Source organism: Acidovorax sp. CCYZU-2555 (genome assembly GCF_018413525.1).
Classification (GTDB): Bacteria; Pseudomonadota; Gammaproteobacteria; order Burkholderiales; family Burkholderiaceae_C; genus Comamonas.
The window spans coordinates 1-8,673 of the sequence record NZ_JAHCDD010000131.1; the positions used below are offsets into that span (position 1 = coordinate 1).

Here is an 8,673-nt window from a genome sequence, read left to right on the forward strand (position 1 = left end):
CGTAGCCTGCGCTCTGGCGCTGGCCCATGACCTTGCGCAGCACGCCGCCCAGGCCGTCCTTGCTGCGCGTCCATTGCACGGCGCGCGCATCGGCCAAATATTCGCGCTGGCGCGAGACCGCGGCCTTGAGCCAGCGCCCCGCGAGCCAGCCCGCAAAACCCACGCCCTTGATGACCGAGCCGAACCACCACATTGCGCCGCCGCGCTCGCACATGCTTTCGCCCAGTTGGTAGACCAGCTCCAGGCCGTAGACCATGCCCGCGAGCTGCATCTTGAGCCGTGTGTCGCCTTCGTGCAGATGGCTCAGTTCATGCGCGACCATGCCCTGCAATTCCTCACGGCTCAGATGGTCGAGCGCGCCCTGGGTCACGGCGATGATCGCGTCTTCCTCGTCCCAGCCGGCCGCAAAGGCGTTGATCGCATCGGTGCGCGGCAGCACCATGGCCTGGGGCGCGGTCATGTGCGCCGCAATGCACAGCTCCTGCACCACGTTGGCAAAAGTCTGCTCGGCGAGGCTGCGGTCGGGACGCACTTCACGCGCGCCTATGCGCTGCGCCAGGCGCAGCCCGCCCGCGCGCAGCTGATCGGTTTCGACCCACCAGCCGCCCAGCACCAGGAACAATGTCATGCCGATGTTCACGGCCGCAAAGCCCGCGGGAAACGGCAGATTGCCGCCCAGCATCCAGGACAAAGCCAGCCAGGCGAGCACCAGGCCCGCATGCACCGCGGCCACGAGCACCAGCACGGCCAGTGCAAAACCCCACAGCAGGCGCGCAGTCGCGCTGCGCGCTTCTTCCTGATGGCGCCAGAATTTCATGCGAGCCCCGCGCTGCGCAGGTCAGAACCGCAGTTGCGGCACGGCGCGCTCGGCGTCGCTGGTCGTGGACTCGAGCATCGCGGCCTCGGCAAAACCCAGAGGGCGCGCGAGCAGCACTTCGGGAAACTGGCTGGCATGGTTGTTGAACTCGAGCACCTGGTCGTTATAGGCCTGGCGTGCAAAGCCGATGCGGTTCTCGGTGCTGGTGATCTCTTCGCTCAGGCGCAGCATGTGGGCGTCGGCCTTGAGCTCGGGGTAGGCCTCGCTGAGCATCATCAGCCGGCCCAGCTGCGCGCCCAGCACCGATTCGGCCTGCGACAACAGGCCTATGGCCTTGGCGTCGGTCGGATGCGCGCGCGCCTGATCGGTGGCGCTGCTGGCCGCGCCGCGCGCGCGGATCACGGCTTCTAGCGTGCTGGCCTCATGCGCCATATAGCCGCGCGCCACTTCGACCAGATTGGGCACCAGGTCATGGCGACGCTTGAGCTGCACATCGATCTGTCCGAACGCATTGGCGATGCGGTTGCGCGCCACGACCAGACGGTTATAGGACATGACCGCCCAGGCCACGCCCCCCACTGCCACCACAACGACTATCCAGCCGATCACGCCCATAAATGCTCCCGCACAGTTTGTATCAAACAATTACTGGCCTGATGGTAGCGGCTGCGCGTCAGCGCGCAAGTGAGATTGTTGCGTCTCAACCGCCCTGATTTCGCATCCAGTCGGCCGTTCCCATGAAACTCTGCGCCAGGCGCGCGCGCAGCACTTCAGGCACGCCGGTCTCGCGCATCGCCTGGTCCATGCAGGCGACCCATTGGTCGCGCTCGCGCACGCCGATCTTGAACGGCATGTGGCGCATCTTCAGCCGCGGATGGCCGAAACGGCTCTGGTAATGGTCGGGGCCGCCCATCCAGCCGCAGAGAAACCAGAACAGCTTCTGGCGCGCGCCATCGAGCTCGGAACCATGGGCCGCGCGCAGCTCGGCGTAGCCGGGCTCGAGGTCCATCAGGTCATAGAAGCGATCGACCATGCGCTGGATCGCGGGCTCGCCGCCAATCCATTCAAACGGCGTGTCAAAAGGCGGTTTTTCTTCAATCTGCATGGTCGTTGGGCTGCGCGCCAGGTTCAGGAAACATCCCGCATTGTCCCGCAGCACGCCATGGCCCCAATGGATTCGCTGTATCCGAGCGCGCCGAGACTCTTCTGCAATCCCTATGAATCGATCTGAACAATCGATTTCACAGATTAAACCCGCATTCCTATATTGGCGGCGAGGGTACGCCCTCGGCAAAGTCAGCAAATAAACAAAGCAAGGAGACAAGCGTGCGTAAATTCCAACTTTCCGGCCTGGCGCTGGGCATCGCGGCCCTGGCCGGCTGCGGCGGCTCGTCGAATGACGAAGCCAATGCCACAAGCCCCAAGCTCACCATGCAGGTGACGTCGACCCAGGATTTTCCGGGCACTTTTGGCGATGTGGGCGCCTATGAGAAAGTCAGCGGCACGCTCTTTGGCGAGCTGGACCCCAAGAACGCCAGGAATGCGACCATCCAGGACCTGGCCCTGGCGCCCGTCAACAGCCGCGGCATGGTCGAGTACGCGACCGACTTCGTGCTGCTCAAGCCCAAGAACATGGCCAAGGCCAGCGGCATCTTGCGCTACGACGCGCCCAACCGCGGCAACATCCTCACCATGCCCAACCCCAGCGCCTCGCCCAGCGACGCGGTCTATATGGAGCGCGGCTATGTCATGCTGTACGCGGCCTGGCAAGGCGATGTGCCCAAGACCACGGCCGAGCGCCTGACGGCGCAGGTGCCGGTCGCCAGAAACCCCGACGGCAGCAGCATCACGGGCGCCTACCGCACCGAGCTGGTTCCGTCGGCCGCCACTTCGACCATGGCCTTGCCCGGCGGCGTCTTCAACGGCTCCATGCTGCCCTATGCGCCCGCCAGCCTGGACAACAGCCGGCCCGGCTATTCGCTCACGCGGCGCATCAACGAAACCGATGCGCGCGTGCCCGTGCCCGCCGCCGACTGGAAGTTCGCAAGCTGCAGCGACGCCACGCCATTCCCGGGCACGCCCGATGGGACCAAGGTCTGCCTCAAGCAGGGCTTCGATCCGCTCTATCTTTATGAACTGGTCTACGAAGCCAAGGACCCCAAGGTCATGGGCGTGGGCCTCGCGGGCCTGCGCGATGCGGTGGGGTTCTTCCGCAAGGCCGAAAAGGATTCCGCGGGCAATGCCAATCCGCTGGCCGGGCGCATCGCCCACACCATTGGCCAGGGCACGTCGCAGTCGGGCAATGCGATGAAGACTTTCCTGCACCTGGGCTTCAACCAGGCGCTCGACGGCACGCGCGTGTTCGACGGCATGTTTGCCCATGTCGCCGCGCGCCAGACCAATGTCAACACGCGTTTCGCCGTGCCCGGCGGCGGCGGCGGACTGCGCACCGACCATACGGCCTTCGGTCAGACCGCGCCGCGCGGGCTCGATAGAAACTATGCGGACGGCATCAGCGGCCGCGACGGCGGCGTGATGCGCCGCTGCAGCGCCACCGATACCTGCCCCAAGTTCTTCCTGGGCCTTTCCGGCACCGAGTTCTGGCAGCTGCAGGGCTCGCCCGCGCTGACCAACACCCAGGGCACGCAGGATCTGGTGCAGCCCGAAAACGCGCGCATCTATTACTACGCGAGCACCCAGCATGGCGGCGCGGGCGGCGAAGCCAGCATCAGCTACGCGCCCAGCCGCAGCGTCTACCCTTCGGGCACGGTGGTGCATTTCAATGACACGTTCCGCGCGCTGTTCATCGCGCTCGAAGACTGGGTCACCACCGGCAAGCAGCCGCCCGCGAGCCAGGTGCCCAAGGTGGCCGACGGCAGCCTGGTGCGCCCCGAGCAGGTGAAATTCCCGGTGATGCAAGGACTGAAGTGGAAAGTCGGCACCCAGCTGACCGATATTCCGGCCTTCAACTATCTGGCGCGCTACAACGATTTTGAACTGCTGGACTTCGGCCCCCAGTTCCGCCCCGAGGATGAAGCCGGCATCGCCAGCCTGTTCCCGCCACGCCAGACCGGCAAGCACTACCCGATCATGGTGCCCCAGGTCGATGCCGGCACGGGCCTGACGCGCGCCGGAATCCGCTCGGTGGAAGCCCAGGCGCCGCTGGGAACGAGCATAGAGTTCAACTACGTGACCAGCGACAAGGTGGTCGACCTGGCGAATCTCGCGGGCAGCTACATTCCCTTCCACAAGACCCAGGCGGCACGGCTGGCCGCGGGCGACACGCGCCCTTCTCTGCAGGAGCTGTACGGCTCGCAGCAAGGCTATGTGCAGGCGGTGCGCGACGCTTCCGAGCGCCTGGTGGCGCAGCGCTTCCTGCTGCGCCGCGACGCCGACGCCATCGTGCAAAAGGCCCAGGCCAGCGCCATCCTGGAGTGAGGCCGCGGGGGGCTGCGTGCCCCCCGGCTTATTCCGCGGCCTGGCGCAGCGTGGTCATCACGGGCCGGCGCAGCACTTCGCGCAGGCCCCACCAGCCCGCGAGCCAGGCCAGCACGGCGCCGGCCAGCGCGCCGCCAATGGGCACCCAGGGCGAGGCGCTCCAGGCGAAGTCGAACACGTAGCGCGCCAGCGCCCAGCCCACGGCCATGGCCACGCAGCTCGCGAGAAAGCCCGCGAGCAGGCCCACACCCGCGAGTTCGGCGCGCTGCACCTGGCGCAGCAGGCTCGCACGCGCTCCGACGGCGCGCATGATCGCGTACTCGCGCGCACGCTCCTCGCGCGTCGCCGTGACGGCCGCGAACAACACCACCAGGCCCGCGGCCAGCGTGAAGATGAACAAGAACTCAACCGCGCGAATGACCTGATCGAGCACCTGCTGCACCTGGGCCAGCGTACTGGCCATGTCGACATTGGTGATGTTGGGAAACTGGCGCACCAGCGCGTTGTCGAAGCCCGGCGTCTGCGGCGCGCGGTAGGCCGCAAGATAAGTCACGGCCACATCGGGCAGTTGCTCCACCGGGTACATCGCGAAGAAGTTGGCGCGCATCGAGCCCCAGTCGACCTTGCGCAGGCTGGTGATGCGGGCTTCGTTCTGCACGCCGCCGATATCGAAGGTCAGCCGGTCGCCGAGCTTGAGACCCAGCGTCTCGGCCAGGCCTTCTTCCAGGCTGATCGCGCCTTTCTCGTCGGGCGTCCAGCGGCCCGCGACCACGGGGTTGTGTTCGGGCACCTGCTCCGCCGTCGACAGATTGAACTCACGGTCCACGAGGCGCTTGGCGCGGTCTTCGGTGTAGTCGTCGGGATGGACGTCTCGGCCGTTGACCTGCACCAGCCGGCCGCGGATCATCGGATACCAGTCGTAGCGCGCCACGCCCTGGTCCTTGAGCACTTTCTGGAAGTCCTGGGCCTGGTCGGGCATGATGTTGATCACGAAGCGGTTGGGAGCGTCGGGCGGCGAGGCCGCGCGCCAGCTGCCTATCAGATCGGTGCGCAGCAAGACCAGCAGCACCAGCGCCAGCAGGCCCACGGCCAGGCTGCTGACCTGCAGCACGGCGTAGACCGGCCGCGCTGAAATCTGCCGCGTCGCCAGCACCAGCCAGCGCGGCGCCGTCGATTCATTGACCATGCGCCGCAGCAGCTTCACGGCCAGCCAGGCCAGGCCCGCGAACAGCAGCACCGCGCCGCCGAAGCCGCCCACGGCAATCAGGCCCAGCTTCACATCGCGGCTCACGGCCAGCAGCAGCGCCGCAAAGCCCGTCACGCCCAGGCCCAGCACCAGCCACGAGGCCGGCTTGATCGCGCCAAGGTCGCGGCGCATCACGCGCAGCGGCGGCACCTGTGCCAGCTGCAGCACGGGCGGCAGGCCGAAAGTGAACAGCAGCGTCATGCCCATGCCCAGGCCGAACACCACGGGCCACAGACTCGGCGCGGGCAGGGCCGCATCGACCAGGCCCGCCAGCAGCTGCACGAACACATGGTGCACGCCGTAACCGATGGCCACGCCCAGCGCGCTGGAGAACAAGCCCACGAGCGCGAACTCAAAGGTGTAAGCGCCCGCTATGCGGCGCTGGCTTTGCCCCAGCACGCGCAGCATGGCCGAGGCGTCGAGGTGGTCGTTGGCAAAGCCGCGCGCGGCCAGCGCCACGGCCACGGCCGACAGCAAGGCGGCGAGCAGCGCCACCAGGCTCAGGAATTTCTCGGCGCGCGCCAGCGTCTGGCGCATTTCGGGCCGGCCGCTGTCGAGCGACTCGACACGCATGCCATGCGCTTCGCGCGCCACCACGGCTTCATCGGCCCAGGCCTGGAACTGCCGCACCGCGGCCTCGTTGCCGGCCACGGCCAGGCGATAAGTCAGGCGGCTTGCGGGCTGGACCAGCCCTGTGGCCGCGAGGTCGGCCGCATTGAGCATCACGCGCGGTGCAAAGCTCATGAAGCCCGAGCCGCGGTCGGGCTCCAGCGCCACGATGCGTGTGATGCGCAGCGCGGAATCGCCCAGCAGCAGCGCATCGCCCATGCGCAGATTCAACGATTCGAGCAACGGTGCGTCGACCCAGACTTCGCCGGGCGCGGGAATGTCACGCGTGGCTTGGCCGGCCTCGCCGGGCGCGTTCGCTGTGCGCAACGATCCGCGCAGCGGGTAGCCCGTGGGAACGCTCTTGAGCGCGACCAGCCGGCTCGCGCCGCCCTGGGCGTCGGAAGCCCGGCCCATGGTCGGAAAACCGACCGTGACCACACTCTGCAATCCCAGCTGCTGCGCGCGTTCGGCGAACTGCGCGGGCGGCGGGTTGTCGCTCACCACCACCACGTCGCCACCCAGCAGCTGGCGCGCATCGCGCTCCAGCCCGCCCTGCAGCCGGTCGGCAAAGAAGCCCACGGCGGTCAGCGCCGCGACGGCCAGCGTCACGGCGACGATCAACAGGCGCAGCTCGCCCGCACGCACATCGCGCCACAACGTGCGCCACCCCAAAGCCCAAGCAGAAGATCCGTTCATGGATGCAACAATAGCGGATTTCATAGCCCCCACGCTCCACCGCTACGCGGGTCGCTGCCCCCCGAGGGGGCCGTCCACCGGCTTGGGGCGGCCCGGCGCCGGTGGAGCCCATCGCGCTCTGCCTTGGGGAGGCTCGGCGCAAAAAAGCCGCCATGGCAAACCATGGCGGCTTTGGATGCGAGCGACCAGCGCCGCAATCAGGTGTTCTTGCTGACCGTGATCGTCGGGAACTTGGAGCTGAAATCCTTGGCCTTGAGCGCGATCTTCACCGCCATGTCGCGCGCCACGCGCTTGTAGATTTGCGCGGCTTCGCTGTCGGGGTCGGCGACCACGGTGGGCTTGCCGCTGTCGGCCTGTTCGCGGATCTGCAGCGACAGCGGCAGCGCGCCCAGATAGTCCATGCCGTAGTCGGCGGCCATCTTCTTGCCGCCATCGGCGCCGAAGATATGCTCCACATGGCCGCAATTGGTGCAGACATGGGCCGCCATGTTCTCGACGATGCCCAGAATCGGCACGCCGACCTTCTCGAACATCTTGATGCCTTTCTTGGCGTCGATCAGCGCGATGTCCTGGGGCGTGGTGACCACGATAGCGCCCGTCATCGGCACGCGCTGGGCCAGCGTCAGCTGGATGTCGCCCGTTCCGGGCGGCATGTCGACCAGCAGGTAGTCGAGGTCTTTCCAGTTGGTCTGGCGCAGCATCTGCTCGAGCGCCTGCGTGGCCATGGGGCCGCGCCAGATCATGGCTTCGTCCTGGTTCACGAGGAAACCGATGGACATGACCTGCACGCCATAGTTCTCCAGCGGCTCCATGGTCTTGCCATCAATGCTCTCGGGCTTGCCCGTGAGGCCCATCATCATGGGCTGGCTGGGGCCGTAGATGTCGGCGTCGAGCAGACCCACGCGCGCGCCTTCGGCGGCCAGCGCCAGCGCCAGGTTGGCGGCCGTGGTGCTCTTGCCCACGCCGCCCTTGCCCGACGAGATGGCGATGATGTTCTTCACCTGGGGCAGCAGATCGACGCCGCGCTGCACCGAGTGCGCGACGACCTTGCTGTGGATGCCCACCGAGACGTTCTCGACGCCGGCCACGGTCTTGGCCGCGGTGACGAACTGGCGGCGCAGTTCAGGCACCAGACTTTTGGCGGGGTAGCCGATTTCGATATCGAACGCCACATCCCCCGCGCTGATCTGCAGATTGCGCAGCGCGCGCGCGCTGACGAAATCCTTGCCGGTATGCGGATCCAGCACGCTGCTGAGCGCGGTCAAAAGCTCTTGTTCTGTGACTGCCATTCTCGATTCACTCCTTTGGGGGAGTCCAAGTCTATCCAAGGCCCGCTGTCCGCACGAGAAGCAGGACAATGCAGGCTTGGCATTTCTTTGCGCACCCCACCGAACCGAGGATCCCGTGAAATTTCAGATGGCCCCCAATTCCCTGTTTGCGATCCTGCTGCGCTCGCGCTGGTGGCTCAGCTTTGCGCTGGCCGCGGGCGTGACGCTGATCTGCATGCTGGCCCTGCCCGCGAACATCGCACCGTTCGGCGCCCTCGCGGCCACGCCGCTGTGGGTCGTGGGCGCGATTGCCGCCTGGCGCCAGTTGCGCGCGCCCAGCCCGGCCCAGGTCGACAGACTGCTGACCGACTGCGCGAACCAGCCCTGGCGCGGCTTCGCCCAGCAGCTCGAATCCGCATGGCGCGCCGAAGGCTATGACGTACAGGCGCTGAACCAGGGCGTGATCGATTTCCGCCTCGAACGCGCAGGCCAGACCACGCTGGTCAGCGCCAAGCGCTGGAAAGCCGGCCACCATGGCGTGGAGCCGCTGCGCGAGCTCGAAACCGCGCGCAATCGCGCAGCGGCCGCCAAGGCCGTCT

At 67.0% G+C, this 8,673-nt stretch carries 7 protein-coding genes; 2 read left to right on the top strand and 5 right to left on the bottom strand.

Features of this window, described 5'->3' with window-relative positions; translation table 11 throughout:
• From KHY18_RS26300 to KHY18_RS26310, 3 genes are all read right to left on the bottom strand, one after another.
• The coding region (locus tag KHY18_RS26300; RefSeq protein WP_213307225.1) for a M48 family metalloprotease at positions 1-817 on the bottom strand (817 nt) is incomplete at its 3' end.
• A 21-nt stretch (positions 818-838) separates the two neighbouring features.
• Entirely contained in the window at positions 839-1,432 is a 594-nt protein-coding gene (locus KHY18_RS26305; RefSeq protein WP_213307228.1) for a LemA family protein, read from the bottom strand.
• 85 nt (positions 1,433-1,517) lie between these two features.
• Positions 1,518-1,922, bottom strand: a complete 405-nt coding sequence (locus KHY18_RS26310; RefSeq protein WP_213307231.1) for a group II truncated hemoglobin — start codon at positions 1,920-1,922, stop codon at positions 1,518-1,520.
• A 221-nt stretch (positions 1,923-2,143) separates the two neighbouring features.
• Between KHY18_RS26310 and KHY18_RS26315 the strand changes: the two genes are divergently transcribed.
• Positions 2,144-4,255, top strand: coding sequence for an alpha/beta hydrolase domain-containing protein (locus KHY18_RS26315; RefSeq protein ID WP_213307234.1), 2,112 nt, complete (start codon positions 2,144-2,146; stop codon positions 4,253-4,255).
• Positions 4,256-4,283: 28 nt separating this feature from the next.
• Here the strand turns inward: KHY18_RS26315 and KHY18_RS26320 are convergent, their stop codons facing one another.
• Both KHY18_RS26320 and apbC read right to left on the bottom strand, forming a co-directional pair.
• A complete protein-coding gene (locus tag KHY18_RS26320) occupies positions 4,284-6,806 on the bottom strand; it encodes an ABC transporter permease (RefSeq protein ID WP_213307237.1) in 2,523 nt (840 codons plus the stop codon).
• A gap of 197 nt (positions 6,807-7,003) precedes the next feature.
• Positions 7,004-8,095 (bottom strand): iron-sulfur cluster carrier protein ApbC, encoded by a 1,092-nt coding sequence (gene apbC, locus KHY18_RS26325; RefSeq protein ID WP_213307240.1) that lies wholly within the window; start codon positions 8,093-8,095, stop codon positions 7,004-7,006.
• Positions 8,096-8,222: 127 nt separating this feature from the next.
• Here apbC and KHY18_RS26330 point away from each other — a divergent pair.
• A partial coding sequence (locus KHY18_RS26330; protein ID WP_213307243.1) for a restriction endonuclease occupies positions 8,223-8,673 on the top strand: 451 nt, incomplete at its 3' end.

Excerpts from the sequence above, each read along its gene's own strand:
- KHY18_RS26305 (WP_213307228.1), bottom strand. The coding sequence starts at position 1,432 with ATGGGCGTGATCGGCTGGATAGTCGTTGTGGTGGCAGTGGGGGGCGTG.
- KHY18_RS26310 (WP_213307231.1), bottom strand. The coding sequence starts at position 1,922 with ATGCAGATTGAAGAAAAACCGCCTTTTGACACGCCGTTTGAATGGATT.
- KHY18_RS26320 (WP_213307237.1), bottom strand. The coding sequence starts at position 6,806 with ATGAACGGATCTTCTGCTTGGGCTTTGGGGTGGCGCACGTTGTGGCGC.
- apbC (WP_213307240.1), bottom strand. The coding sequence starts at position 8,095 with ATGGCAGTCACAGAACAAGAGCTTTTGACCGCGCTCAGCAGCGTGCTG.